The sequence below is a fragment of the Chryseobacterium tructae genome (assembly GCF_030409875.1).
In the GTDB taxonomy this organism is placed as follows: domain Bacteria; phylum Bacteroidota; class Bacteroidia; order Flavobacteriales; family Weeksellaceae; genus Chryseobacterium; species Chryseobacterium tructae.
Genome location: NZ_JAUFQR010000001.1, coordinates 3,070,983 through 3,097,552, shown reverse-complemented (window position 1 = coordinate 3,097,552; position 26,570 = coordinate 3,070,983). Strand labels below are relative to the sequence as shown.

Here is a 26,570-nt window from a genome sequence, read left to right as displayed (position 1 = left end):
ATATCTTTATTGATAGAAAAGGATATGAAAATATGATATTCTTATCACGGTTTCTGATATTTCTAAACGAATAAGAAGACTGTATCTTTGCACGCTGCTAAAAGCAGCAGGAAATAAAATATATTGCAATGCTTATAGAAGGCAATATATGAGGTGCTTTTTTCATAAATTAGTATTGAAATTGTATGATAATAGATAAAGAGTTGATTAATAAAAAATCGGTAGAGGAGGTGTTTAACAAAGGAATTGACGTTGTTTTTCAGGATGAGATCAGTGGTGATTCACTCAACTTTTTTCCTGAGAACTGCTTTACCATTATCTTATTGGATCAATGTGAGGGTGGAAAATGTACTACAGGGTTAAACCAATACGGTTTGAAAGCTCAGCAATTATTCATACATCTTCCCAAAAGAGAATACAAATGGGAACTGGCTCCTCATACTGTTGGAAGAAGGCTTATCATTAATGATGAGATTCTTAAAACTTTTTCACCAACTCTTAAATTTACTTTTTCTTCTTATAGCAAATATGAAATGATAGAGCCTGATGATGAAACCTATCACAGATTCAGTCTTGAATTTAATGCCATCAGAAAAGAAATTGCTGCAGATGTAGTTTTTCCGGAACTTATCAATGCAAGGGTACGTCTTTTGGCACTCATTATCAACTTGTGGGTAGAACATGCTTATGGAAATAAAGCATTGAGTACACCGGATAATCTTCCTTTTCGATTCCACATGTTGGTGGATAAATATTATAAAACGCAAAAGAATGTAGCCTTTTATGCTGATGAGTTATGCATTACTCCAAATTATTTGGGTGTACTTTGCAGAAAACAATATAAAATTTCACCACTTGAGTTTATTAAAGAACGAATTATTCTTGAAGCTAAAAATTTACTTCACAGTTCAGATAAGTCGATTAAAGAAATAGCTTTTGAACTGGGATTTCAGAATTTTTCGCACTTTTCCTATCTGTTCAGAGTGAAAACCGGATCTACTCCTAAAAACTACCGTAAAAAATTGGCTGAAACCAATGCTGAATAATCATCCACTCTAAAACAGGTACTGAATTTTCTGTTTTAGAGTGAATAAAATTATTGAATCAACTGTTGAAAAGAAAAGTCATGTTGACGCATTTCTATTTCATTTTTAGAAGATGAAAGCTGGGCTTCAGAAGCATATATAAACATTTGTTTTTCATAATCGCTGATTGCTGTATGAAGAGAATCATATTGTCCTTCTGTAAGGTTATTAGCAAGAGTTAAGGCATCCATCAGACCTGTATTAACTCCTTGCCCCGCAAAAGGAGGCATAAGATGAGCTGCATCTCCAATTAAAGTGATCGGTAAAGGACGATTTGAATGCCACGCTTTATTCAAAGGGAGTTTTCTGGTAGGTAAGCTCCAAAAAGATGAAGTCAGTTGAAACAGTTTCTGGTAGCGTTTGTCCCAATGATTAAAACGTTTCAAAAGAAATTCTCGGATACTTTCCTGATCTTGAAAATTATATTCCGGATCATCTGTTCTTTTGAAAATTACCCCATAAGATAATGCTCCGTTATTGTTAGGATTGATGACCAATAAATGCCCCTGATGAGCAGCCATTAGTCTGTTGCTATTACAAAATTGATAGAGCTCGGGATAGTGTATTGCAGGTTGTGGAAGTTCTCCCTGAATGATCAGGGTTCCGGTATCTTCAATTGCAGTATCATTAACATACTTTCTTATTCCTGACATTCCACCATTGGCAACTATGATAAGATCAGCCGTTGCTTGGGTACCATTTTCAAAGAGAAGCAACCATTTTCCATTGGAGACTTTCAGGTCAATACATTTTCGATCCCAAATTACCGTATGCTCTATTAAACTATCCAATAGTAAGGTTCTGAGAGTATTTCTGTTGATCTCAGGATTGTCATATTGATTTTCATAAGTAATTGGTTTGGTAAATAAAGGGTTTCCTTTTTCATCAGTAATGGTAATTCCCATAGGAACAGCCTTTTGATAATAAGCTTCCAACAGACCAGTCTTTTTCATCGCTTTCTGTCCCGAATCTTTATGCAGATCAAGGGTGCCACCCCAAATACGAGCCTGAGGATTTTGATCTCTTTCATAAACGGAAACCTCTATATTCTGTTGTTGAAGTAATTTTGCCATAGTTAGTCCTACAGGACCAGCTCCTATAATAGCCACTTTTTTATTTTTTAATAACATCGTTTTTGATTTTAAAATTATAGATACAAAATTGAATGTTCTTTTAGGAATAAAATAGTTATATTAGATTTATAAATAGCTGTAAAAGACTTTATGAAAAAAGATAATGAAACAGTACCACATATTCTGAAGAACTTAGCCTATCTATTGGGAGCTGAGATTAAACAAAGAAAACTGGAAATTCCACTTCCATACGGAAGCGGATATTGTACAGGATTTATTTTCAACGAACATATTCGGATGCTGATCAGTAACTATAAACTGAATGAGAATATTATTATTGAGAACCCAGAGTTGAATCCGGCAAAAAAAATGCTCTTTTTTAAATTTCAAAATGTTTTTTCCAATACAGAAAAAATATCTGACCGAAAGCATTTTACAAAATTACCTTCAGTTTTAATTGGAACAAGTCGCCTCAATACTGATAATGTGGTTTCTATTCATACGAATACGGAAACTATTAATATAGAAGTAGATGCTGATTATTTACGCGAATTATTTCAGGAAGAAGAGCAATCTGTTCTGTTGAAGAATCTTTTACAGAATACAGAGCCTTTTCTTTTTGAACAACTAGTTTATCCTTCTCTGCAAAATATTGTAGATCAAATTATTTCTGAAGAAACAGAAGAAAGATTCAGATTATTTTTCCTAAGAATAAAAGCAGAAGAATTGATCTGCAGGCTATTGATGGAGCTGGAAAAACGAAATGAAAAACGATTATATGCTTTGAATACTCGTGATATAGAAACGATTTATGAAATCAAAGAACAAATACTTGCCCATTTGGAGGTACCTCCTGTTATTAATGACCTTGCAGTAAAAGCAGGAATGAGCCCAACAAAGCTGAAACGTCTTTTTAAACAAATTTTTGGAGACAGTATTTTTAGTTATTATCAAGGGTTTAGGATGAAAGAAGCCGCTTTCTTGCTGAGAGAAAAAAAGCATACAGTTTCTGAGGTTGGATATGCAATGGGATTTACTAACCTTAGTCACTTCTCAAAAATATTCAATGAGCATATAGGAATGAAGCCTAAACAATACTCAATGATTGCTTAGCACAAAATGAAAACTCAAACGTCATTGTGATCAGAGCCACTAATACACGAATAAAATCATTCGTGAATTAGTGGCAAAATAAGCATTTCAAAATTTTATAGCAGTTAATCCTTGCGCCTTAAAACGTATTAAAAGGAAAAAACAACGTCTTTGCGTTTTCCGGCTAATCCCACTTATTAGCAACTGAAACCGCATATTTTCCGGCTCCGGTAAAGAAGAAGCTTATGCTTACCAACATATAGATCACCAATAACTCCAATGCCCAGCCTCCAAAGTCGTTAAGCTTGAAAATATTAGCTGTTTGCGCTAGAATTGTGGCTGTAAAACAGTTCGCAGCAAAAATCAAACTCGCCAGACGAGCCCTGAATCCCAATATCAGCATGATTGGAGCAATAATTTCTCCAGCAAAAACTCCATAAGCAAAGAAGGAAGGTAACCCATTCATGGTCATCATATCCTCAATAAATCCGATTCCGTGAATCAATTTGTTAACTCCATAAACAGACATGGGAAATCCAATAGCGATTCTGCTGATCAATAGTCCTAAATCAATGTTTTTTTTCATTTTATTATTATTTAAAAGTTATATTTTACAAATGCCCCGACATTTTCAAGGGTCTTTTTTGCGTTGTTGAATTGGTCGAAGTTAGAAGCAACTCCATACATTATTTTATCCTGTTTTATCCCTAAGCGAATAAACTGTAATCCTCTTGGATAGCCACTATTATCCAGATTACCAATGGCCAGTACACTGAAATAGCCCTGTAGATTATCCTTTAGATAAGGAGTGTATTCCAATGATACAGACTGTTCAAGAGAAAATCCTTTCTGGTAGGTTGCTCCAATAGAGTAGGAAAGAGAGTAGGTAGGTTTTGCTATTCTGTATTGTACATAAGCACTAAAGAAAGCCCCCGGGTTTTTTATTCCCAATGCTGCATTTACACTGAACCTTTTGGTAAGCTGGTAAGCAAGAGTATTTCTTATAAAAAATATATTCTCCTTGTCTTTGGTATATTCTGTGTCGAATAAAGTAAGATTGTTGAGCTTTAGCCGATCATTAAAGTAATAATTGACATTGTGCATATAAGTATAGGAACGGTGTCCTAAAACAAGATCCGGAGTATAAGTAAGCTTTTGTGCATTCAGATTCAGCGAAGCTGATACAAGAGCTGTGATAGCGATGATTTTGGCCTTCATATTTCACTCATTAAATTTCTGAGAGCAAAATTATTCAGGCGGGAACGGAATAAACTTAAGATATCTTAAGAAACGTCAGACAGGTGTTTTTTTCTTAAATAACTCAGGTATTCTACGGTGATTCCAAGATAGGAGGCAATCATATATTGGGGAAAACGCTGCTCGATATTACGATAAGCAGTTACAAAATTTCTGTATTTGGTGTAGGCATCCACTCTTGAATGCTCAAACGTTCTTTCCTGTAAAGTTACATAGGCCGATTGCATTTTCAAACGCCAGAATTCAGAGATCGAAGGAACTTCTTTATAGAGTAATTCTAAATTAGTTTACTGATCTGTACAATAACAGCCTCTTCATTAGCCTGAATAAACATTCTTGAAGGCTGTTCACTTAGGTAGCTGTAAAGATCATTGATCCACCAGTTTTCAATACCGAGTTGGGTAATATTTTCTTTTCCTTTTTCATCAATATGGTAAGCATATAAGCTTCCCTGAGCAATAAAGCGCATATATCTTGAAATTTGCCCTTCCCGAAGCAGATACTCTTTCTTTTTTAGCTGAATAAATTCCAGTTTTTGAATCACAAGATCAATCTCAGTCTTTTGTAAAGGAACGATTTCCTGGAAGTGTTTCGTGAGTTGCGAAATAATAACGTCTGTATCCATAATGAAGTTGTAGCATTGCCTGTTTTATGTATGAACAGGCAGATAACGGTCAAATTTACGTAAATATTATGGCATTAATCAAGGAGAATGGGGGGTGAAACTATACATTCAAATATCCTTAAAATTGATTGTCAAATTTCACTATCTTAACTGATTCAATTGTAAACCATCAGAATATGAGCCCTTTTGATACCGAATTTCAAAAATATCTTGCAGAATTGGTTGAAACAGGTTTTGAATTTGTGAATAATAATTCAGAAGAAGTAGACGCTGTGTATATTATCGGATTAATAGAATCAGGGTATTTTTATAAAGCTTTTTATGAAATCAACGGTTATTTGGTGAAGTCTCATAAAGTGAATGATGTATCCGATATGCAGTATGATATTGGCGATGAAAAATCATTTGGGATGCTTAAGAAAGGAAATCAGATATTGAAAGATATTGAAAAGCTGTTTAAAAATGATGGGCGAGAAGTTCCGGGAATGTTGAAGTTGTCATATCATCCTAAAACGGATAAATTCAATAGTGATTTTAGCTATGATAAAACCTTTATCAATCATAAGACAAGAACAGCTCAGGATGTTTATGAAGAATGGTTTACCCAGATTGATGAACAGAATGCATAATGTTTTAGCTTACCCCAATTAAAAGGTAGATATGGAACTAATAAACGATATAGGTAAGATTATATTTTTCCTGTTTTTATTATTGAGTTTTTTTCTGATTACAGCAAAATCGGAAAGAAAATTACCTCATTATCTATTTGCTGCATTTCTTTTGGTTTCTGTAATAGACCTTTCCGGTTTTTTTCTGTCACTACCTGATCATAAGATTATTCAAGGATTGAAACTTTCCAGTATTCTGTTGCAGATGCCATTGTATTACCTGTATGTCAATTCGGCGTGCTATTATAATTTTAAACTTCGAAGGAAGCATCTGCTGCACGGATTACCGTTTTTATTCTTTTTCTGTTTATTTAGTATTTCCGGGATTTCAAAACAAAGTAATCAATGGTTGGATAGGGTTTCCATGTTTCAGTATTATTGTTATATCATTGCAATATTTTGGGTATTGCAGGTTTTCAGAAAAGTGTATCGGGAGAACTATTCAAACAATCATCATCTTACGTATAAGTGGCTGTTTCAGACTACTGTCATTTTTTTGATTGGTAATATTTTTGTCCTGTTGAGAGGGTTTGTAAAGGATAATAATACTGTTTTTTTCGGATTATACGCATTTTCTTCAGTGTTTGTTTTATTCGTTATCAGCTGGTTGGTCCTAAATGCTTTATATCGTCCCAATCTATTTGCCGGAATTGATAAAAATCTGACCCCCATCAAACCCGTACAAGAAATCAAAGAAGAGCCTGAACAACTGAAAATACTTATGGATTTTATGAAAACGGAAAAGCCTTATTTGGATGATAAACTTACCCTACAGAAGCTTGCAGAGCAGATGAATATGTCCGAGAAGCAGCTTTCCTTGCTTATTAATCACCATACAGGTAAACATTTTTTTGATTTTATAAATGAATTCAGAATTCATGATGCGAAGAAACTTTTGAAAGAGAATCATCAACTTACCGTGTTGGAAATTCTGTATGAAGTAGGATTTAATTCTAAATCATCTTTTTATACCGCCTTTAAAAAAGAAACCAATCAAACACCTACAGATTACAGGAAATCAGCAGGTTTACTAGTGTCCGACTTTAAATCGGACTGATTTTTTTCTTTAAAAGAGTTCGATTTCTGATACTCGGATGTTTAAAATAATATAAAACTCCAGATTTGCTTCATTATTTAAAAATCAAATATAATGAAGACATCAATTCAATTTATTCTATTCCTTTTTTGCATTTTAAATGGAGGAATATCTTTCGGACAAACCGTTCAGAAAAATGAATTAGAAAAAGCTGATTCAATAATTAATACTTATTCACAGACCAATGCTCCGGGAATGGCAGTGGGCATTGTGAAAAATAGTAAGGTTATTTATAAGAAGATGTATGGGCTGGCAAATCTTGAAGATCAGATTCCCGTAAAAGATTCTACAGCTTTTGATATTGCATCCATTTCGAAACAATTTACAGCATTTGTAGCTCTTCTGGCTGAGAAGGAAGGAAGATTGTCATTCAATGACGATATCAGAATTTATCTTCCGGAGCTGAAGCATTTGCCTTATAAGATTACCATCCGGCAATTGGCTAATCATACTCATGGTTTACCGGATTTTACAAGTATTAAAAGAATGCAGGGATTTGGAGACGAAGTCAGAGTAACCAATGCCGAAGCGGTGAAAACAGTTCTTGCGATCAAAAATTTTAATTTTCCTCCCGGACAGCAATACAAATATAATAATACTGGTTTTATGCTGCTTGCTGAAATTCTTCACAGGATTTATAAAAAAGAATTCAATGAGATTGTTAAAGAATATATTTTTAATCCTCTTCAGATGAATCATACAAATGCGATAGATGATCCCGAAAAGATAATTCCCAATAAAGCATATTCTTATCAGGAAAAAAATGGCGTTTTCTCCAAATATTCCCTTGGACAAATGGAAAACGGATCTTCAAATATTTTTACTACCTTGAATGACCTGTGTAAATGGGCAATCAATTTTCAATCACCTGTTATAGGATCTCGTGAAATTTATAATACAATGCAACAAAATACGGTGTTGAATACAGGCGAAAGGATAGAATATGGATTAGGGCTGCAAACCGGAAAGTATAAAGGGTTGGATATTGTTTCCACGGTGGCGGAACAGCCGGTTACAGAGCTTATATCCTTCATATTCCAGCCTACAATTTATCTATTGTTCTGACTGGAAATAAGGGAACTTTTGATGGCTTATTGATTGCTTATAAATTGGTGGATCTTTTTCTGAAAGAACATGAAAATCTGCCTTCTTTACCTAAAAAGATAGCCTATACGCCTGCAGAACTAAAGAGCTTTGAAGGGACTTATGAAATGAATCCTGGAAATTATCTTACTATACATTCAGAAGGTAATAATCTTTATATGGAAGGTGATAAAACTCCTCTTACCATCGTTGGTGACAATAAATTTGGAATTTCAGCAATTCCAACAGCAAGCCTTACGTTTTATCATGAATCAGCTAAACTGAGTATCGGAGATTTTATATTTACTTGTAAAAAAATAACCTTAAAGCCTTTAAGAGAAGATAAAATCGATCTGCATCAATTTACCGGATACTATAAAAATGAAGAATTTAATACCATTTATCAATTGGTGCTAGAGGAGGGTAGGCTGATTGCCAGACATTCCATGAATAATAAGGTAAGATTGTATCCTTTAAGCCCGGAAACTCTATATTCTCACCAGTCATTTTTTGGACAGCTTGATTTTAAATATGATAAAAAGAATAAAATTAAAGGATTTATGTTGTCAGGAGTTAATATGTCTAATATTGAATTTAAAAAAATTAAATAGCAGCGCGGAAATATTTTTTTAGCCTATCCAACACAATATTTGAAGTTATCCCTAGATTGGGATAACTTCTTTTTTCGTAAAAAACTTAAAAGAAAAATAAATTAATACTATCTTTTGAGCCCTCAAACATTATTTTTCATATTAAAAAGAAACTTTTGTTTTTGGAATACTATTTGTAAGCAATACAAAAAAACTAAAATGAACCAAATTTATTAGTAATCAAACATTTATGTTACACATACAAATGATTTAAAATCTAACAATTATTATCTTTAAATAACTAAAAACATGTTCCCTTTTCCATTAAACCGAATATTTTATTCATATAATCTTCTTTTTTTATTTCTACTGTGCTATGCCGGATCAGTGTATGGTCAGGGAGTTTTTTCACATCAAAAGTTTGATAGTATTCTGCTTAAAAAGACAGAATCATTGCGTATTCAGGGGGATTATGAAAATCTTGTTCGTCTTAATAAAGACTATCTGAATCTGGCAGAAGAAAAAAATTACAAAGAAGGTATTATTCTTTGCTATATCAATATTTCTAATATTTCAGCAACCATCGGAAATTATAAAAGAGGACTATCTTATCTTTCATTGGCTGAAAAAGAACTGAAGAAAGTCAATAGCCCTGTTTTAAAAGCAAGACTCTATCAGGAACATGGTCAGTTAAATGGGGTAATTGGTTTGTATAAAAGTGCTTTGGAGCTGAATGCAAAAGGGCTATATTATATTAAAAATATTTCAGATCAGGAGAAAAGAAAATTTTATCTATACAGGCTTTATGCCAACAGAGCCGATTTCCTATATAAATCCAATAAAGCAGATTCGGCTTATATTTATTTGCAGAAAGGGAAGAGAATTGATGGACAAGGGGTTCTTCTCAATACATTATTGGCTAAACATCATTTAATGTATACCAAAAGAAAGGATTCTACCCTGATATATCTTCAGAAAGCATCTGAAAAAATTGTTAATACCGGTAAAGTAAATGTCCAGAGTGGTTTTGTGTATTTGACATATGGAGACTATTATTTTGCAGAGAAAGATTATAAAACAGCTTTAGATTATTATAATAAAGCATTAGATAATTATAACAAGACCAACAGGCTTTACAATATTCCTGGAGTCTATGAGTCCATAGCAAAAACGTATAGAATGCTGAATGAGCCGCAGAAAGAAGAAGAGGCGATGCAAAAATATACGGAAGAAAAAACAGCATTGGAAAATATTCAGAATGAAGCGATCAATATTTCGATAGACCATATGTTGAGTGATAAAGACGAAGAATCCAATGGCTTTCACAAGAAAATTTACATTTATATCGGTATTATTGCTATCTTATCTCTGATGGTTTTTATTTTACTTTACAGACATAACAGGGCACTAAGGCAAAAGAAAAACGAATTCAAAAGTGAAGCACTCTCACTTAAAAGCAGGATTAATGATTCTTTTGATGAATTGGTAGGATTGGCTAAAAAGAATGATTCTACATTTTTGACAAGGTTTCAGGAAATCTATCCTGAGTTTTGCCCAAGACTTTTGGAAATAAACCCGAGACTTGGAGCCTCAGAAATGGCATTTTGTGCAATGATAAAGCTTAATTTTACCTCAAAAGAAATTGCTGAATATACATTTATTCAACACAAATCTGTACAGCAGAAAAAACACCGTTTACGAAAGAAATTGAATGTTCCTACTGAGCAGGAACTGTTTATTTTCTTTGATTCCTTATAAAATTAAAAAACCAGAAACAAGAAAAACTTTACCGGTTATATGGCTTTTAAGCTGTGTAGAACAAATGGCTCTAAATAATGTAGTAGATATGTGGTAGGTGAATACTCGTGTTTTCTTTTTGTTTTTTTTATTGTTTACCATGTACAAGTCATCTTTTATTAGCTATACTTTCTCACATAGTGATTTAGATGAGTTTCAAAAATCTTAGTGTTTAGAGATTACTCATCCTATTTGAAGTAATCTCTTTTTTATGGGTTAATGCTATATTTCCTTTTGATATAGAGTTGATGTTGAGTTGATCAATCTTTTTGATCTGATACTATTCTTAATCCACAGTATAGACTTCTTTGATTAATTAATGTACAAGGATCATAACTCACAAAAATAGATCCTATGGGTGGCATAATTTTTTGTTAATCGATTTTAGACATTTTTTATAGATTAATATCGATAAATGGCCTTTTTTAGGGAAAAAATAACAAATGTGGTACATATGTAGTAGGGGTATATTGTTGTTATTTTTAATAAGTTTTTAAAATTTGCAAAATAAAAGAGGGGCAAAAAATAGATGCCTTAAAAAAATAATAGAGATTCTTAAAACACAATGATTCGCCCCTCTTTATAATGAAAGTATTGTCAATGAAAGTATGTTGAGAAATTATAAGGTAAATTTAATAATCAACAGAAAGACATGTGAGAAAAAATAAGTAAATTCATTTGATTAAATTAAACATATATGAAAAACGTAAAACAATTTATTACAGCAATGGCAGTGGTAATGTTTGCTACAGGTGCTTCAGCACAACTTAGTCCCAAAGGTGCCGGTTCAGATAAAGATAAGCATGGTTGTAAAGGATCTGCAGGATATACATTCTCAGTGATAAAAAATGACTGTGTAAGAATTTTTGAAGAAAAAATACAGTTGAAGGAAGTAGATACAAAAAAATCCTACACTTCTAATGCCGCAGTAATTCTTAGCGAAGATGGGAAAAAAGCAGAAATATTCCTGCCTTCATCTGATGGAAGCTTAGTGCTTGATAAAATAGCATCTAAAAAAGCTGTAGTATATAAAAAAGGACAGTATTCTTTGACAAAAAATAAGAATGCTTATACTTTAAAACTAGCCAATAAAGTAGTTTTTAAAAGCTAAAAAACAATCTTCATTAGTATCAGCACGATTTTTAGATAAGTGCTAAAAGGCTGTCTCAGAGTGAGGCAGCCTTATGCATTCTAAAAATAAGTGTTTTTATTTATCCTGTCCGATATCCAGGCGGTCAAACTTTCCTTCAGCATTCTTATGAAACTTGAAGAATACCGGAAATGTTCCCCATTGCCCGGCTTTAAAATTACCATGGATATTTTTTCCTTCATTTTCCACCCGATCAATGCTGAGGAACATTTCTTTGCCTAAGGCATTAGCAAAAAAAGATTTAAAATCAACCTTATTGCCATCATCAGTCATGGCTGGATTCTCGGTAAAAAAACTGTACCAGCTTTTGTCTCCCGCTTGAAGAGCATCGATAGCTTGTTTTACTTGTGGATCTGATATTTTTGATGTATCCATTATCTGTTGTTTTTTCGAAGATTGTAATGTTGAGGTTTGTTTTTCTTTGGTGGTATGCTGGCCACAGGCAATACACGGTAGGCTTAAGGCTAATAGTATTGCAAAATTGAAGGATCTCATAACAAAACTAATTTTTAAGAGGATGTTGAAGGTAAATAATCAATAGGTTGAGGAAAAGAAACGGGAGCTCTATAAGGACTCCTTTAAAATCTTTATCCAAAAGATGAAAACAGATAATTAATAAAATACCTGCGGCCATCAAAAAGTTTCCCCAGACAAATGTTTTGGGAAATAATATCAGGATGGAGGCAAGGATGGTGACCGCTCCATTGATCATCAGCCCGGTTTTATCAAACCCCCATTTTCCGAACATTGCGTTCATTTCTGCTTTTCCTGAGAACATGGCAATTCCCTGCTTAAAACCCATAAAAACTGCGGTAAGAATAAGCAATGAATTAATAATTTTTAAAATCATATCAGGTGTTTTTTATATTGATTGAAGAAATAGATTCATACAAATATGCACGAAATGCATGACTTATCTATGGTGAATTTTTCGGAATTTTAAGTTTTATGTATGATTGTAAATTTCCCACAAAGATCATTTCTTCGCTGGTTGGCAGGAAGTTATTAAACTGCCATTCTCCATAGGTTGCATGAACCTTTAAACCTGAGTTTTCAAGCAGAGAACAGATCTTTTCTTTTGTGGGAAAGGAAATAGTACTGTAAAAAAAGAAAACCACAGTCTATATGATTAAACTGTGGTTTTCGATAACTAAGAACTATTTAACTATGATTCTGTCTTCAGGTAGCCAAAGTGTAAAGCAGGTTCTTTACCAAATAAGCACGAGAAAATGTTTTGGAACTCGTGGATATACTTACATTTAATGGCATTACCATAAATTTTCAACCCTTCCAGTATTTTTCTGGAACTCAAGTCGATGTCGTATTTTATAAAAGTTTCCGGTCTTTCATATCTGATGCTTTTATCTGAGCTGTACGTTTTTGAAAAGCCCAGTTTTACAAGCCATTCTTCTGTAATTTTAATAGGTCTGATAGAATCTGCCGGAATTGAAATACTGTGAATATCATTTTCAATTTTAACAAAATATGCCTGCTCTATACTCTGAAAAATTTCAGTGATCGTATAAATCTGATTTTTGTACTCGACTAAGTTTTTGATTTTAAGATCTGCTACATTCATAATATTTTGAATTTTTTAATGGATGATATGGTGATATATAAATAGCAAATACTATGCCTTGCATTGTGTTGTAAGGCCTTGTTTCCGTGAATACTAGGTTAAATTTTTAATATGAAAAATTAAGAATATGTTAAAATAACACGATATAGCAGTTTCAAATTGTTTTTCTCTACAATAAAATGTGGTACCTATGTGGTATTAGTGTTGTTTATCTTTTGGAGAAGCATTGGCCGTTATTAAAAAAAGAGCAATAACTATAGAAATAATAAGAAAAGCAATGAAAACATTCCAGGAATAGGAGTGAAGAAGGTATCCTGTCCCACTTCCCAGAATACTGGATCCAAAGTAATAAAACAGCCAGTAAATAGAAGTAGCTGAAGATTTGCCGCGTTTGGCATAAAGCGCTGTCATTTGGCTTGCCATTGTATGAGCGGCAAAAAAGGAAAAAGTAAATAATCCAAGACCAAAAATGAGAATATAAAGGTTTTCTGACAATAATAATAAAGCTCCTATCAACATACAAAGGATAGAACCTTTTAGAATCGTATTTGAAGGGATTTTTTTAGAAAGGCGGCCAACAGTCATTGTTCCAAAAACCCCGAAAATATACATCAGAAATATAAAAGCAATGATAAAGTGACTTAGTGAAAACGGCTGAGCCTCCAATCTGAAAGTAAGGTAATTGTAAACACTCACAAAAACTCCCATTAAGAGAGCTGCTGTAAAGTATAATCGAAGCATATAAGGATTGGTAAAGAAAAACTTCATTTGCTTTACCTTAAGATGATAATCTGTCTTTTGGGGATTAAAAAACTTTGATTCAGGAAATAATTTCCAGAATATAACACCTAGGATCAGACTTTCTATTCCGATTGCCAAAACGGCATTACGCCAGCCAAATTCACCCGCCAAATGGTGGCCAATATTCTTCCGCTCATTCCGCCAATAGTGTTTCCACTAAGGTACATGCTGATAGCAGCTCCTATGACTGCAGTACTTACTTCTTCGGTAAGATAGGCAAGAGCAACGGCTGAAACACCGGAGACAACAAATCCTTTGAATATTCCAATAGCAATCAGAAGGGTAAGGCTTGGAATCCATGTTGAAATAATAGTCAGTAAAGCAGATGAGATTAACGAAAACACCATCAATCCTTTCCGGGAATAGCTATCAGCCTTAAAAGCAAAGAATAATAACCCCAATGCCATTCCGATGGTAGATGACGAAACAAGCAAAGAGGTATCTCCCACAGATACATTGAAATGTTCTGCAGCCATGGGAAGCATCGGCTGAAAAAGATAAAGCTGCGCGAATACAGAAAGTCCGGAAAAGAAAATACAAAGTTTTATATATCGGAAACGTCTGCTTCCCTGATCAGCTTTTTCCAATGGATTCATGATTTTTTGCAATTAATATGCAGTGGTTTCATAGACAATAAGATTCCGTAAATTTCCTGATTATTTTTTAATTGTAAAAATCATTGTTTCAATGATTATAATAGGAAGTAATGATGATGAGACGGATGCTGGAAGAGGAGAGATGGATGTTTTTATTGAATAGATGATTGAAACTCATGACTCCATCAACTCAAGCTCTTTTCCCAATTAATAAAATAAGATTACATTGATTCTGAACATTTGATAATCCCGTTCTTCCAGCTTCCAGCACCCAACGATCAGTGCATCATTTCGTACACCTTGATCAATTCAGCAATATTAGCCACATCAAGCTTCTGGAAAATTCTTTTTTTATAAGTACTTACCGTAGACATTTGTATATTGAGTTTGTTGGCAATTTCAAGGTTTCCGTTGCCATCCGCTAAAAGCTTAAAAATTTCATATTCACGAGATGACAGCTTTTCGGCAGGATTACTTTTTTTGTTCTGAATAATAAGCCCGATTAATTCTGCAGGGTAGAAATACCCTTTTTCAATAACAGTTCGAACTGCATTTTTAATCTCTTCTTCACTGCTTTGTTTGTTTAAGTAACCTTCAGCACCCTCTCGGATATATTGTATCGCTACATCTTTATCATAGCCTGAAAATACAAGGATCTTGATTGTATTTTGTATAGCTTTAAGCTCGGAAATCATCTTTTTGTATTGAGTTCCCGGCATGTCAATATCTAAAATAATAAGACTGTAATCCTGAGATTCCAGCATTTTTTTAACCTGTGCATAATTTTCAGCAAAATCTATCTTCAGCTCCGGAAACCCCGATTCGAGGACTAAGGCGGTTCCTGCTCTGACTACATAGTGATCATCAGCGATTAAGATTCTTTCGTTCATAGTAAATTAGTTTTTATTGAGCATTAATTCCACAATTGTTCCCTGAGGCTGGTTATGTCTGAAAGCGATTTCAGCATTGATTTTTTTTACCAAATGAATAACCATATGCAGTCCCAGTCCCTTTCCTTTAAAGCTGGGAGTTTCCAGTTTAGGATTTCTGAATAAATTCATGTACATATTGATCTGTTCATCCGGCATTCCCGTTCCAGTATCAGTGATTGTTATTGTGATTTTCTGATTAATTTCTATTGCATTAAGATGTATTTTTCCGTCAAATGTATTTTTTACAGCATTATCAAGAATATTATGGATAATGGCGGTTAAAATGCTTTCATTAACTTTAGAATAAACATTAATTCCTGCTGTGTTAATGATTGTAGTTCCTCTTTCTTTTGCAATTTCACAAAAGAGTTTTTTCTTGATCTCAAGAATCCTGTTGATCGGGTATTCCTCTTCTTCAAAGATATTCTCAGCCTTATAAAGTTCAGTATATTCTTTTAAATTTAGAGTGAACTGATAAAGTTGTTCAGAAGACTTATAAATACTGTCAAAATATTTTTTCTGCAGTTCCAGATCATCAGATTCATGAAGTTTCTGCGAGAGCATAGCAATGAATCTTATAGGAGTGGTAATATCATGACTAATTGTTTCCACCAATTTTTTCTGATATTCCGTTTCCTTTCGCAAATCACTTTTTACCACTTCCAGATTAAGGGAAGTTTCTTTCAGTTCCGAATTCTTATTGTGAACAATCTGCTTTAGGACTCTGTTCTTTATTCTTAAAAAATTGGTCATTAGCTGAACTATCACAATAATGATAATCAAGATAATGATAGATGCAGAAACTCGGAACAGCAATGTCTGATAAAAAAGAGGTTGAATCTTAAATCGGATGGATTTTTGTTCAAATTTTCCATCAGGAGAAACCAACATTCTAATGCTTAGGGTGTAGTCTCCCGGAGCAAGATTGCTGATGGTGTATTTCAATTCCTTTCCTGTAGCAATCGGTTCCCAATCAGAGCTTTCCTTTCCAGAGATCTTAGCCTCTAAATAAAGGTTTTCCAGATTGGAAAAATAAGGAACATCAATAAAAATTTCTGCTGTTTTATAATTATTTTGAAGATCTAGAATATGATGGAAATATTGCGGGTCAGAATTTCCAATCCTTACTCTTTCAATATACATTTTGTTTTTATCAGGATAGAACGTTCTGACATGATCCGGATTGAAAAACACAAACCCGTCCATTGAAGGAAACACAAAATCTCCATTTTCCAGTGCATAGGCATTGGGTTGTGAACTTCCATTGAACTCATTGGTGAGAAATCCGTCTCTTTTTGTGAAACGATAATAATAAACAGGGCTTTTCCTGTCTTGTGCATATTGTAAGAGTTGCTTTTTAGGAACCTTAAAGAGTCCGTTGTTGGAAGATATCCAATAGAATCCTTTTTGATCTTCAAGAATATAATGAGCAGACATTAGATTATTACTCCTGTCATTAGGCATTTTGATGAGTTTCCGATTCCTGAGAAGGAAGAAGCCATCCTTATTGGTCATCACCCAGGTTAAATTATCCTTTGTTCTGACAATGCTTTTAACGTGAATGTTTTTATGAATTGGAGTAATCTTTTTGCTTCCCAAAACTACAGAATACAGACCATCACTGCTGCCTACTAAAATTTCATTTTCACTGTATTGGAAAAAATTATTAACAAAGCTATCAAACTCATAGCTGTAATCCGGTTTTGCGAACACATCATCTTTGAAAATCTGAAGCTGACTTTTTGAATTCTCCGAAAAAGACTTACCATAAAGATTTCCACTTTGTAAAAAAGCTTCAAAACCTGACTTGATGAAAGTAGAATCTTTTTTCTTATAACCAGAGTCTTTATAAAACTTAATGATGCTGTTTCTCTTCCGGATCAAGATATTTCCGGGTTTGTCATACATCATAATATAATTGTCATTATTACCAAACGGGTATTTCTTTACAATTCCTTCTCTTCCGAATTCAGTACCGTCTTCTGCAATGATGGTATTCTTGCTGAATGGGAGAGAAGCATAGTAAACGTTATTGGAAAAGTCCGCTTTTTTTCTGGATACATAAAAATCAGATAGCTTTAAAACATTTAATCCATTGTTTAAAGTTCCAAGATAAAGTTTATTGAACTTCCAGCCATAAAACATGGAGCAGTAAGAATGACTTCCTATTTCATTGTATTTTACAAGAAATTTCAGCTCAGGCTTTTTTTCATTGCCTACTACGATGTAAATATCATTGTTGTTGATGATAAAGGTTTGATTGGTAATTTGCTGCCAATAAACCCTTGTTTTGGGATCATTAAAAAGACTGGGTTCCTGATGGATAGAAAGCTTTCCATTAGCAATGGCATAAGTTTTCCTATTTTTCATGTCATTAATGAAAAGAACTTCATTAAATACAAACATACTATTCAGATCCTTGTTGGAAAATGGAATAAATATATTTGTTTCATTCCCCTTGTCATCTTTATAAATGATCATATTCTTTTCAGTAAAACTGTAGGTGGAATTTTTGAGCTTTACATAATATTGGATGTCATTATAAAAATTGCAAGCCAGGATATTATTGGCAACCCTATGCACGAATTCCTTTCCTGTAGTATACGTTATCTTATCACTGCTGTGAAGTTTTGTGAGCTGAGGAAATCTGTTTTTAATGATAATCTTATTCTCTTGGAAATCATTGAGAACTGTAATGCTATCCATGCGCTGATCCCCAATAAATTCTCCAAAGTGAAGATTATTTATTTTAAAGTTATTAAAGGTAATGAAAGAGCTTCCGTCATAACGTACAAGACCATTTTCTGTAGAGATCCAGATAAAGCCATACTTATCCTTAACAATAGCCTTCGCACTACTTTGTGGAAGTCCATTGTCAATATTATACCAGGTCGATGTATAGCGTTGTCCGTATATGTTGAAATATAAGCAAGTAAAAAACAATGCCCAAACTCTCATGCAAAACTGATCTGTGTCTTTTGCCCTAAAGCAAAAAACGGTTAATAATAGTTTTTGTACAAGTCGAAGTTTTTTTAATAGAGGGGAACGATTGGAAATAAGTTTTTGTCATTAATTTTTTGCTTCTGTGTTTTTAAGCGTTAAATACTTTCGTTTGATGCTGTAAAAATAATGAAATTATACAGATAAATCAGCATGTTTTGATGTGTTTTATTATAAGTTTTGTCTGTATTTATTGATAGAGACACTGATATTAGTCGGCTTTTTTGTAGTAATATTTCTACATAAGGTGATAATTTATTTACGAATTTGACTTTAGTGAATCGTATTTAAATCTGTATTTGTTTTCACGGTATTCATTTTATGAGATCCGAATACTATAGAAAGTGAGTAATAGGAGATGTTTCCAAGTTTTTGCGGATTAATAATATTGAAATTCAATGAGATATGTTTTTTTTATTATTGCCGTTTTTTATTCTGTGTAGTGTGTTGTGAATAGTCTTTGTATATTATGTTTTTGTAGTAAAAGTTTTACAAAAAAATGAGGTTTATTCTACATCTTATTTTTGATAGGATTTGACAGGTTTCATACTTTTGCAAACAGTTCCTACAGTGATGAAAAAGAGATTATTTACTCTCATAATGATTCTATAAACACAAACGATTTTATCCCCAAATAAAGGTCTCAATTAGGAGATCTTTTGTTTTTATCACCCAACAGAATGTTACTGAAATTGAATGAAGAGATAGAGATTGAGCTATTTTTTTTTAGGCTAAAAAAGTAGAGTTATTATCTTTATTAATTATCCGAAAAGTTCACCATGTGGATTTTAATTCGTACTTTTATTTTTATAATTTTAATTAATTATAAGTAAAAAACAAGATGAAAAGAAGTGAAGAGATTACCCACCAGTATTTTAGTTTTTTAGAAAGCCATATCCAGAAAGTTATTTCAGGAGAAGTGTCTGATTTTATGGAGGTAAATGAAATTGCAGGACATCTGGCTGTTTCTCATAAACATCTTACAGATACCATAAAAAAAGAAACGGGGCAGCATCCTTGTCACTTTTATGATGGAGAAATTATTAAACAAGCCAAACAAATGCTTATAAATTCAGATCAATCTGTTGCAGAAATTGCACGTATTTTTACTTATGACCCTTCAAATTTTTCAAAATTCTTTAAAAAAATGACAGGGAATACACCTGGTGATTTCAGGAAGTCATTCAAAAGATGAATTTTTAGTTCTTAAAACCTTATTAATTGGAGTTGAAATTTTTTTAGCATTGAATTTAACAATAAGATCTGTTAGAAATATCTTTACTGATTTGTTGATCTTTTATGTTGATGAATTAATGAGAAAAATAATGATTTATAAATGAGATAGTTGTAATTAATGGGATGAATTTTTTACGGTTTGTTTATTTATATTGGTTTATGAGTTTCTTTTTTTTATTAAATTTATATTTAGAAAACGACTTGAATCAAAATAAAGAATATTTAAAAAAGCAGCGAGTATGTAGTTAATTTGACTTCAAAAGTGTTATGTCTTTAATGTTTTTTTAATTTCATAAACCTCTTGAAGCCTCTTTAATAGTTATATATTTGCTACTTAAACCCCCCACTAAATAACTAACTTAGGATGAACATTGATTTTGCGACAGCAACATTTAAGGATTTTGAGAATATCCCTGATTATGATATTGCTCAAAGAGCCGATTACTTTTATGAATTTCTAGATAATATGAAGGCTAGAGGACACATGAACTATAGACTGAGAAATACCTCAGGAACTAATGCTACATTAAATATCAATATTGCGGATCAAAATAAGCAGTATGTAAGCTTTGTGTCTAGTGATTATTTAGGATTTACACAGCACCCGAAAGTAAAACAGGCTGCTATCGAAGGGATAGAAAAATACGGAACAGGTACCGGAGCTACACCACTTATTGGTGGGTATTTTGATTATCATTATGCTCTGGAAAAAAAAATTGCTAATTTTTTTGGTAGAAATGAAGATGAAGCTGTTATCTTTACAACCGGATATACAGCTAACAGTGCCACTTTGCAAATATTGCTACAGAAGGAAGATATTGCCATTCTGGATAGTTCAGTACATGCAAGTGTACATGAAGGATGTGTTTTTACAAATAAAAAAACGTTTCCACATAATAATTTGGAAGCTTTGGAACACATTTTGAAGATATCTGAAAATACGTACCGTACGAAACTCGTTATTGTGGATGGAGTCTATTCTCAGGATGGTGACACCTCACGTATTAGCGAAATATATGATCTTGTTAAGAAATATAATGCCTACCTGATGGTAGATGACGTACACGGCGTTGGCATTATGGGAAAAACAGGAAGAGGAACTCTTGAAGATCCAAATTTGCTAGATAAAGTAGATTTTATTACAGGTACTTTCAGCAAAACTTTTGGAAATTTAGGCGGGTACGTTATTACCAATAAAAAAATAGCCTCTTTTCTTAAGTTTCAATCCAGACAACAGATTTTCTCCGCTACCGCTCCACCTTCCTCCGCCGGAATCGTTACAGCTATCGAATTAATTGATGAAGAACCGATTTGGAGAGAAAGACTATGGAATAACATCCACTATTTAAAGAAAGGTCTGGATGACTTAGGCCTGGATACCGGAATTACGTGTTCAGCTATTATTCCAGTGAAAATTGGAGACCAAAGTAAAATGTGGGATATAGGTAAAATGTTGATTGATGAAGGTGTTTATACAAATCCTATTATGTATCCAGCTGTACCTAGAAAAGATGCTAGAATCAGAATGAGCGTGACGGCGAGACACGAGAAGGAACATCTCGACAAAACACTTAATGTCTTTGATGATATTAATAAAAAAATGCATATTGCAAAAAAATAATAAATTATGCCTAGAAAAGTAGTGCAGGGCCCAATTAGGGACAAAGAAAAAACCAAGCAAAAGCTGCTGGCAGCAGTAGGTAAAATTTTAAGAGTAAAAGGTTACTCCGGATTAAAAGTAAGTAAAATTGCAGCAGTAGCTGGCTTCGATAAAAAGCTTATATATGAGTACTTTGGAAGTACAGATAAGCTTATTGATGAGTATATCAAGTCTCAGGATTATTGGAGCAAGTTCAGTCCGAATATTGAAGAAGAGCAGCAATCAAGCAAAGGGCAGGATGCTTTAACAAAAGGCATTCTTTCTCAGTTTGAAAATTTGAAGAAGAATAAAGAACTTCAAAAAATTATTCTTTGGGAACTTTCTGAGAGTAAACCAATCCTTCGAAAGCTTGTACAGGAAAGAGAAGATGTTGGTAAATTGCTGTTCGAAAATATTACTGATCCTTATTTTGGTGAAGAGGCAAAAAGATTCAGGGCTATTATCGCTTTAATTGTTTCTGGTGCTTATTACCTAAACCTTTACCCTGCCTATAATGCAAGTGAGTTCTGTGGCCTTGACATGAAGACGGAAGAGGGAAGAGGTGAAATAGAAAAAGCAATTGTAGATATCATCAATTTTGCTTATCAGAAAAAAAGTAATTAAAGATGAATTAAAAGTTTTCCAATTAAGACAGGATTAAGCTCCTTGTGGATAATTTGAAAACTTTTAATTTTCAAATTAAAACTATATTTCTTATTTTTGACCAATGGAAAATTTTATAGTATCTGCAAGAAAATATCGTCCTCAAGAATTTGACACAGTTGTAGGGCAATCTCATATTACGGATACTTTAGAACACGCAATTGAAGATAGTCAATTAGCTCAAGCCTTACTTTTCTGCGGGCCTCGTGGAGTAGGGAAGACTACTTGTGCTAGAATTTTAGCAAGAAAGATCAACGAGAAAGACGGATCTGTTTCAGAAGATGGGTTTGCTTATAATATCTACGAATTGGATGCTGCATCTAATAACTCTGTAGATGATATTAGGGAACTGATTGATCAGGTACGCTTTGCCCCTCAGGTAGGTAAATACAAAGTATATATCATTGATGAGGTTCATATGTTGTCTTCTGCTGCTTTCAATGCTTTCCTTAAAACGTTGGAAGAGCCTCCTGCACATGCCATTTTTATTTTGGCAACTACAGAAAAACATAAAATTATTCCAACCATTCTATCCCGTTGTCAGATTTATGATTTTAAAAGAATCACCATTGAAGACATTCAGGGACATCTTAGAAATATTGCTCAGAAAGAAAATATACAGTATGAAGATGATGCGTTGTACCTGATTGCCCAAAAAGCTGATGGCGCATTAAGAGATGCTCTTTCTATCTTCGACAGACTTTCTACATTCTCTCAAAGGAATATTACTCTGGCAAAAGCAGCCGAAGTATTGAATATTCTGGATTATGATCAATATCTGAATATTGTAGATCTTGCCAAGGAAAATAAAATTCCAGAAGTGCTTTCCGCTTTTAATGATATTGTTAAAAGAGGGTTTGATCCTCATATTTTTGTTGCCGGCCTCGGAAATCATTTCCGCGATTTAATGATGGCACAAAATGCTTCAACTATTGACCTGATTGAAGTAGGAGAGAAAACAAAGTCTAAGTTTGTAGAGCAAGGACAGAAATGGGTCGCCCAACAACTGATTGACGGAATTGAAATTTGTAACCATGCGGATATTAATTATAAAAATTCCAAGAACCCAAGACTTACTGTTGAAATTGCATTAATGCAATTGGCTTCGCTGACTGCTAATTCAGACGTTACTAAAAAAAAAAATTCCTGATACTGGCTCCGTTTCTCAGTGAGAAACAGGAAGTGAAAATTCCTGAAAAAGTTCAGGAGAAAAAAGAACCCATTAAGGCAGAACCATCAGTACAAACTGAAAGTGTTCAGGAAAGTTCTATAAGCAAAACAACCAAACCTTTATCCAGAACCGGAGTTTCTTCCGGCTTTAGTATCAACTCCTTTTTAAATAAAGAGGAGAAAGTAGATACTAAAGAAGAGGTGGCCATAAAAACAGATCATCTTCCTAAAAACCATTTTACAGATACTGATCTGCAGGTAGAATGGAAAATCATGCTTAAACAGTTGCAGGTAAAAAATACCTTTGTTTTTAATGCAGTTAAAACTTTTAAGCTGGAGAAAAAAGAAGAAAACAAAATCACTGTTTTATTTCCTTCCGATTCTGCAAAAGTAGAGTTTGATAAAATTAGTGGAGAATTTTTTAATCATTTAAGAAGAAAAGTTCAAAATTATTCTATTGAGATAGAATACGTGCGAGACGTTGAGAATCTGAAGATTGAGGTGGTTACCAAAAGAAAAACATTTGAAAAATTCATAGAAAAAAATCCACTTTTGAGAGATCTTGATGATTTAATGAAGTTTGATTTGACATAATTTTTATATATTTGTCAAAGTTTTCTGCGAAAAACAACTTTTCGACAAAAACAAATTATAGTAAGAAACGCTAAAACAAAGACATTTCCAGAGTAAAATGGAAAAATTATCTAATACATATCTGTCTTTCTTTACACCCGCTAATTATTTTAGCGGTTACTTTAGCTTTTCTGCTTCTTATTATAGAAATTTTAGAACGTATTACCGATTTTATTGGTACTGTTAATAAAATTTCTTTCCAAAAAATACAGGAGAAGTAGAGCCCTTTTATTTTCCTGATTCCTTTAAACAACTTTGAACGGCATTTTTTGAAAAGAATTATAAAGTAAATTTTATAATCAAAGGGCTATTGCTGTGAACTTAACAAAAAATATAAAAACAATAAAATTTAGAATATGAATTTAAAAGATTTAAAAAACGAGTGGATTAGCGGGCTTACACAACCCTTAATGATTGCTGGACCATGTAGCGCAGAAAGTGAAGCTCAGATGCTTGAAACAGCGAGAAGAATTAAAGAGTCTAACGCTCAAGTATCAGTATTCCGTGCAGGAATTTGGAAACCTCGTACCAAACCTAATGGTTTTGAAGGAGTAGGAGTGATCGGTTTGAACTGGCTAAAAAAAGTAAAGGAAGAGTATGGTTTCAAAACAGCTACTGAAGTTGCTAACGCACATCACGTATTTGCAGCATTAGAAGCTGATGTGGATGTTCTTTGGATTGGAGCTCGTTCTACTGTAAACCCTTTCACGGTACAGGAAATCGCTATGGCTTTAAGAGGAACGGATAAACCTGTATTTGTTAAAAACCCTGTAAATCCGGATTTGGCTTTGTGGATCGGAGCTTTGGAGAGACTATTAGGTCAGGATATTAAAAACCTGGGTGTAATTCACAGAGGATTTTCAACATACCAAAAAACAAAATACAGAAATAACCCTAACTGGCAGATTGCTCTTGATTTCAAAGCCAGTTCCCTGATATTCCAATGTTGATTGACCCATCTCATATTTGTGGAAACAGAACAGGATTAGCAGATATTACCCAGGAAGCACTTAACGTAGGCTACCAAGGAGCAATTATCGAAACTCACTCTAACCCTGATGAAGCTTGGAGTGATGCTGCACAACAGATTACGCCTGAAGTGTTGGCTGAATTAATTGGTAATTTGAAAGTAAGAAGTACAAATCTTGCTGGTTTCGAAGGAGAAATGGGAAGACACAGAACTCTGATCTCTGATCTTGATTTCCAATTAATTGAACTTCTTTCTCAAAGGATGAAAATCTCAGAAAAAATCGGTAAACTTAAAAAAGAAAACGATATCGCGATCTTCCAGCCTGAACGTTGGAAAGTGATTACAGAATACGCAACGCAAAAAGCAAAAGAAACAGGAATGTCTCAGGATTTTATTGAGAAAGTATTCAAGGCGATTCACGAAGAATCTATTGAAGTACAGAACAATATCATGATCGATAAAAAATAAATCGTAGACAAAAGATAATAGGACTAGGGCTTAGGGAGTAAGAATTTAGGAAATTGGAACATTTGTTTCACCTATATTCTAAACCCTAAGCCCTAATTCCTTATATTTGCACCATATTATCTATGAAAGGAAAAATCATTAAATCTACAGGAAGCTGGTATCAAGTTCTGGAATTGGAAACTGATAAAATTTTCGAGGCCAGAATCAGGGGAAAATTCAAATTAATCAAAACAAGACTTACCAATCCACTTGCTGTAGGAGATTTTGTAGAGTTTCAATTAGAGCAGGATGATATTGCATGGATTACCAAAATAGAATCCCGCAGGAATTATCTAATTAGAAAGTCTGTAAACCTTTCAAAAGAAGCTCATATTATTGCTTCCAATATTGACCTAGCCTGCTTTATCTTTACTTTGAAGCATCCGGAAACTTCGTTAGGATTTCTGGATAGATTTCTGGCGTGCTGTGAAGCATACAATATAAAACCTTTAATTCTTTTCAATAAAATAGACGTCTTGTATGAAGAGGAAATTGAAATTGTTAAAGAGGTTGAGTTTGATTATCAGAAAATAGGGTATGATACTTTAGAAATTTCATCATATTCAAAACTGAACCTGGATCAGCTTCAGGAGCTTTTGAAAGATAAAACCTCTGTCTTTTTTGGACACTCAGGATGTGGTAAATCTACTCTGGTTAACGCTTTACAGCCTGGATTGAACTTAAAAACTTCTGAAATTTCGGATACCCATTTAAAAGGTAAACATACCACTACTTTTGCACAAATGCATTTCTGGCATTTTGGCGGAAATGTGATTGATACCCCCGGGGTTCGTGAATTTGCTATGATTGATATTGAAAAAGAAGAAGTACAACATTACTTTCCTGAAATATTTAAAAAAAGAGAAGAATGTAAGTTTCATAATTGCCTCCATATTAATGAACCTAAATGTGCTGTAATAGATGCTCTTGAAACAGGCGATATTCAGCATTCCCGTTATGCAACTTATATAAAACTGATGGATGAAGCAGAGGAAGCTGCCCAAAAGTAATAATAAAATAATTCTATCAATAAATATAAATCCTTCATATAGTGAATATGAAGGATTTTTTATATACTTCGATTATATATAAACGCAATAAGCTTCTAGAGTCTGCTAGGTTTCTTTACTTTAATAATTATTATACGTCATAAATGGAACTTCATATTAATTAGCCTAATTAAAATAAAGAAAAGAGCTTTTTATTCAACATCGAAAATGTAGCTTACAGAAGTAAGAAAGGTAAAACCAGTTTTAACTGATTTTTTTCACTTCAATTACATTTTATATGGAAGCTATTTTTTAAAAAACGTAAGCTTAGGTGGTTGG

Annotated in this window: 24 protein-coding genes and 2 pseudogenes; 15 read left to right on the top strand and 11 right to left on the bottom strand. The window is 33.3% G+C overall.

Going from position 1 to position 26,570, the window contains the following annotated elements; all coding sequences use genetic code 11:
- The first annotated feature begins 185 nt into the window (after positions 1–185).
- Positions 186–1,046, top strand: a complete 861-nt coding sequence (locus tag QWZ06_RS15330; protein ID WP_290299326.1) for a helix-turn-helix domain-containing protein — start codon at positions 186–188, stop codon at positions 1,044–1,046.
- Between the two features lie 50 nt (positions 1,047–1,096).
- On the opposite strand, the gene QWZ06_RS15325 is transcribed toward QWZ06_RS15330, so the two are convergent.
- Entirely contained in the window at positions 1,097–2,215 is a 1,119-nt protein-coding gene (locus tag QWZ06_RS15325) for an FAD-dependent oxidoreductase (protein WP_290299325.1), read from the bottom strand.
- A gap of 93 nt (positions 2,216–2,308) precedes the next feature.
- On the opposite strand from QWZ06_RS15325, the gene QWZ06_RS15320 reads away from it, so the two are divergent.
- Positions 2,309–3,271 carry a helix-turn-helix domain-containing protein gene (locus tag QWZ06_RS15320; protein ID WP_290299323.1) on the top strand — a complete coding sequence of 321 codons (963 nt, stop codon included), beginning with the start codon at positions 2,309–2,311 and terminating at the stop codon, positions 3,269–3,271.
- Between the two features lie 163 nt (positions 3,272–3,434).
- Here the strand turns inward: QWZ06_RS15320 and QWZ06_RS15315 are convergent, their stop codons facing one another.
- From QWZ06_RS15315 to QWZ06_RS15300, 4 genes are all read right to left on the bottom strand, one after another.
- The gene (locus QWZ06_RS15315; protein ID WP_290299322.1) at positions 3,435–3,836 is read right to left on the bottom strand and encodes a DoxX family protein; all 402 of its coding nucleotides are present in this window, start codon (positions 3,834–3,836) and stop codon (positions 3,435–3,437) included.
- Positions 3,837–3,847: 11 nt separating this feature from the next.
- A complete protein-coding gene (locus QWZ06_RS15310) occupies positions 3,848–4,468 on the bottom strand; it encodes a hypothetical protein (RefSeq protein ID WP_290299321.1) in 621 nt (206 codons plus the stop codon).
- A 65-nt stretch (positions 4,469–4,533) separates the two neighbouring features.
- Entirely contained in the window at positions 4,534–4,740 is a 207-nt protein-coding gene (locus QWZ06_RS15305) for a cyclic nucleotide-binding domain-containing protein (protein ID WP_290299319.1), read from the bottom strand.
- 44 nt (positions 4,741–4,784) lie between these two features.
- Positions 4,785–5,132 carry a Crp/Fnr family transcriptional regulator gene (locus QWZ06_RS15300; protein WP_290299318.1) on the bottom strand — a complete coding sequence of 116 codons (348 nt, stop codon included), beginning with the start codon at positions 5,130–5,132 and terminating at the stop codon, positions 4,785–4,787.
- A gap of 176 nt (positions 5,133–5,308) precedes the next feature.
- On the opposite strand from QWZ06_RS15300, the gene QWZ06_RS15295 reads away from it, so the two are divergent.
- From QWZ06_RS15295 to QWZ06_RS15270, 6 genes are all read left to right on the top strand, one after another.
- Entirely contained in the window at positions 5,309–5,761 is a 453-nt protein-coding gene (locus tag QWZ06_RS15295; protein ID WP_290299316.1) for a hypothetical protein, read from the top strand.
- 31 nt (positions 5,762–5,792) lie between these two features.
- Positions 5,793–6,857, top strand: coding sequence for a helix-turn-helix domain-containing protein (locus tag QWZ06_RS15290; RefSeq protein ID WP_290299315.1), 1,065 nt, complete (start codon positions 5,793–5,795; stop codon positions 6,855–6,857).
- 93 nt (positions 6,858–6,950) lie between these two features.
- Entirely contained in the window at positions 6,951–7,961 is a 1,011-nt protein-coding gene (locus QWZ06_RS15285) for a serine hydrolase domain-containing protein (RefSeq protein ID WP_290299312.1), read from the top strand.
- Positions 7,962–8,005: 44 nt separating this feature from the next.
- Positions 8,006–8,590, top strand: coding sequence for a hypothetical protein (locus tag QWZ06_RS15280; protein WP_290299310.1), 585 nt, complete (start codon positions 8,006–8,008; stop codon positions 8,588–8,590).
- A gap of 432 nt (positions 8,591–9,022) precedes the next feature.
- Positions 9,023–10,327, top strand: coding sequence for a tetratricopeptide repeat protein (locus QWZ06_RS15275; protein ID WP_290299308.1), 1,305 nt, complete (start codon positions 9,023–9,025; stop codon positions 10,325–10,327).
- A gap of 736 nt (positions 10,328–11,063) precedes the next feature.
- Positions 11,064–11,477, top strand: a complete 414-nt coding sequence (locus QWZ06_RS15270; protein WP_290299306.1) for a hypothetical protein — start codon at positions 11,064–11,066, stop codon at positions 11,475–11,477.
- A 96-nt stretch (positions 11,478–11,573) separates the two neighbouring features.
- Here the strand turns inward: QWZ06_RS15270 and QWZ06_RS15265 are convergent, their stop codons facing one another.
- The 6 genes and pseudogenes from QWZ06_RS15265 to QWZ06_RS15240 all read right to left on the bottom strand — a co-directional run bounded on the left by QWZ06_RS15265 (position 11,574) and on the right by QWZ06_RS15240 (position 18,382).
- Complete coding sequence (locus tag QWZ06_RS15265; protein ID WP_290299304.1) at positions 11,574–12,011, bottom strand: hypothetical protein; 438 nt, start codon at positions 12,009–12,011, stop codon at positions 11,574–11,576.
- Between the two features lie 7 nt (positions 12,012–12,018).
- Entirely contained in the window at positions 12,019–12,366 is a 348-nt protein-coding gene (locus QWZ06_RS15260; protein ID WP_290299303.1) for a DoxX family protein, read from the bottom strand.
- A gap of 315 nt (positions 12,367–12,681) precedes the next feature.
- Positions 12,682–13,095: a hypothetical protein gene (locus QWZ06_RS15255; protein WP_290299301.1), complete on the bottom strand. Its 414-nt coding sequence runs from the start codon at positions 13,093–13,095 to the stop codon at positions 12,682–12,684.
- 198 nt (positions 13,096–13,293) lie between these two features.
- Positions 13,294–14,372: pseudogene (locus tag QWZ06_RS15250) on the bottom strand (MFS transporter).
- 398 nt (positions 14,373–14,770) lie between these two features.
- Positions 14,771–15,382 carry a response regulator transcription factor gene (locus QWZ06_RS15245; protein ID WP_290299298.1) on the bottom strand — a complete coding sequence of 204 codons (612 nt, stop codon included), beginning with the start codon at positions 15,380–15,382 and terminating at the stop codon, positions 14,771–14,773.
- A 6-nt stretch (positions 15,383–15,388) separates the two neighbouring features.
- The gene (locus QWZ06_RS15240; RefSeq protein ID WP_290299296.1) at positions 15,389–18,382 is read right to left on the bottom strand and encodes an ATP-binding protein; all 2,994 of its coding nucleotides are present in this window, start codon (positions 18,380–18,382) and stop codon (positions 15,389–15,391) included.
- An 883-nt stretch (positions 18,383–19,265) separates the two neighbouring features.
- On the opposite strand from QWZ06_RS15240, the gene QWZ06_RS15235 reads away from it, so the two are divergent.
- The 7 genes and pseudogenes from QWZ06_RS15235 (at position 19,266) to rsgA (ending at position 26,252) form a co-directional block, all read left to right on the top strand.
- Complete coding sequence (locus QWZ06_RS15235) at positions 19,266–19,619, top strand: helix-turn-helix domain-containing protein (protein ID WP_290299294.1); 354 nt, start codon at positions 19,266–19,268, stop codon at positions 19,617–19,619.
- Positions 19,620–20,024: 405 nt separating this feature from the next.
- On the top strand, positions 20,025–21,281 hold the full coding sequence (locus QWZ06_RS15230) for an aminotransferase class I/II-fold pyridoxal phosphate-dependent enzyme (RefSeq protein ID WP_290299292.1): 1,257 nt from the start codon (positions 20,025–20,027) through the stop codon (positions 21,279–21,281).
- A 6-nt stretch (positions 21,282–21,287) separates the two neighbouring features.
- Entirely contained in the window at positions 21,288–21,923 is a 636-nt protein-coding gene (locus QWZ06_RS15225) for a TetR/AcrR family transcriptional regulator (protein ID WP_290299291.1), read from the top strand.
- 103 nt (positions 21,924–22,026) lie between these two features.
- Positions 22,027–23,112 (top strand): DNA polymerase III subunit gamma/tau, encoded by a 1,086-nt coding sequence (gene dnaX / locus QWZ06_RS15220; protein ID WP_290299289.1) that lies wholly within the window; start codon positions 22,027–22,029, stop codon positions 23,110–23,112.
- Positions 23,113–23,144: 32 nt separating this feature from the next.
- Complete coding sequence (locus QWZ06_RS15215) at positions 23,145–23,726, top strand: DUF8439 domain-containing protein (RefSeq protein ID WP_290299287.1); 582 nt, start codon at positions 23,145–23,147, stop codon at positions 23,724–23,726.
- Positions 23,727–24,121: 395 nt separating this feature from the next.
- A pseudogene (locus QWZ06_RS15210) lies at positions 24,122–25,203 on the top strand (chorismate mutase).
- A 122-nt stretch (positions 25,204–25,325) separates the two neighbouring features.
- Positions 25,326–26,252 (top strand): ribosome small subunit-dependent GTPase A, encoded by a 927-nt coding sequence (rsgA, locus tag QWZ06_RS15205; protein WP_290299285.1) that lies wholly within the window; start codon positions 25,326–25,328, stop codon positions 26,250–26,252.
- The last annotated feature ends 318 nt before the right edge of the window (positions 26,253–26,570 follow it).